The sequence below is a fragment of the Aquimarina intermedia genome, assembly GCF_008124785.1.
In the GTDB taxonomy this organism is placed as follows: domain Bacteria; phylum Bacteroidota; class Bacteroidia; order Flavobacteriales; family Flavobacteriaceae; genus Aquimarina; species Aquimarina intermedia.
The window spans coordinates 1-1,933 of sequence record NZ_VNHU01000022.1 but is presented as its reverse complement, the minus strand read 5'-3'; the positions used below and the strand labels follow the sequence as shown (position 1 = coordinate 1,933).

Here is a 1,933-nt window from a genome sequence, read left to right as displayed (position 1 = left end):
GCTACTACTTAAGATACCATAATGCCGTATTCTGGTAAAGCCTTTTGGCAGGATGTGTAAACAAAAGCGTCTAATGAACTCGGCATCGGGTAAGATCAGTTTGTATTTTGCACCACCCCTTCGATAGTCTTTGGTAGAAAAAGTAACCTTGTTGTCTTTAAGCGATACAATACGATGATTGCTGATAGCTATTTTATGAGTGTATCTACCTAAATATTCTACCACGTGTCTATTCTGATAAAAAGGTGCTTTGCAATATACCACCCAGTTCTTTTTAAAGAGCGCCTCATAAAAAGATATAGGCTGCTCAAATTGCTTTTTTAACCCCGCTACGAATCGTGCTCTAAAAACAGTACTCATTGCTTTTACAGGGAATAAATAGCGTGCTTTTCGATAGCCAGACTTTGCTTTTGCGATATCTTTCCAATTTCCGGCAGCAGTCATTCCTCCACCGGGGACTATACAATGCAGATGAGGGTGTAGCGATAAGTTTTGTCCCCAAGTATGCAAAATAGCAATCATCCCCATACGTGCGCCCAGAAACTTAGGGTTACTCCCAAAGTCTTTTATCACGCTCCAGGCAGAAGCAAACAGTAGCGTATAAACTTCTTTGGGACGGTACAAGCATAGCGTATTGATAGTATCGGGCAAGGTAAATACCACGTGATAATGTGGAACATTTAAAAGTTCTTCCTCTCGTTTTCTAATCCATAGTTCTTGCTTATGTCCCTGACATTTGGGACAATGTCTATTGCGACAACTGTTGTAACTCAGGTGGAGTTTATTACAGCTGCTATTGGTACAGCTATCAATATGTCCTCCCAGGGCAGCTGTTCTACATTTCCGGATGGCATGTAGGGTCCGCAGTTGCCAGGTATTACTACTATAGTGTTCCAATCTTTCTTTAGTGCGCTTTAATACCTGAGCTACCTCGAGCGTAGCCCGTGCCATTAGTTATAGAGTTTTTCCAGCGGACTAAAACCTGCGGTCTTGGCACACTGAGCAACATGCAAGTAGATCAAGGTTGTACGAATATCCACATGTCCCAATACTTCTTTGAGGGTCATAATATCCAATCCCATTTCTAATAAATGTGTAGCATAGGTATGTCGCAGGATATGAGTAGTGACTGCTTTTTTGATACCGCTTTGCTGACGTGCTTGTTTCACTACCCATTGCACCCCCATGGGGGATAAGGCTACAGGCGCTCCAGAGGGGTTCTTTCCTGTAAAAAGCCATTTTACAGGCTTGTCCGACACCAGATGCTTATGTATTCCGCGTACTAAAAGCCTGCAAAGGGGTACATACCGATCTTTACCTCCTTTACCTTGCCGGATATGCAGTTGCATTCTATCGAGCCACACATCCTGAAGCTCAATATGACGCAGTTCACTACAACGTAACCCACATCCGTAGAGCATAGCGATCATCAGCCGATGTTTAAGAAGCTTAGGAGTTTTAATCAAAAGGCGAACTTCTTGTTTACTAAGAATCACCGGGAGTTTTTTGGAACCTGCAATCTGAGGTAGCACTACACGATGTTCGGGCAAACCATAGATCCGATACAAATACCGTAGTCCGTAAATTGTATGCTTAAAAAAACTCTCTGAAGGAGTTTTGTATTGAGATTTAAGATGATGTAGATAATCTAACAATTGCTCTTGATCTAATTCTAACGGACTGCACTGAAAATGTAATACTAATCGCGACAAACAACGAGCGTAATTAGTAAGGGTACTCTGGCTTTTACCTGATAGCTCTACAGAACGTTGCAACTTTTTGTAATTTTCTGCAAACTCAGGAACTATTCTACAAGCCTTCTCGATGAGTGTTTCACTTTTTTTTCATAATTTCAAGCTTTATATATTTAACCTCTCCTAAAGGTAGCTAATACAATTAAAATCAAAAAGCTACCTTTAGGTTTAGTTCAACA

2 protein-coding genes are annotated in these 1,933 nt (G+C 41.1%); both read right to left on the bottom strand.

Annotated elements, in window-relative coordinates; translation table 11 throughout:
* The coding region (locus BD809_RS15505) for an IS91 family transposase (protein ID WP_148783896.1) at positions 1-951 on the bottom strand (951 nt) is incomplete at its 3' end.
* Positions 951-1,775, bottom strand: coding sequence for a tyrosine-type recombinase/integrase (locus tag BD809_RS15500; protein WP_211356731.1), 825 nt, complete (start codon positions 1,773-1,775; stop codon positions 951-953). The genes BD809_RS15500 and BD809_RS15505, both read right to left, overlap by 1 nt.
* Positions 1,776-1,933: the final 158 nt, after the last annotated feature.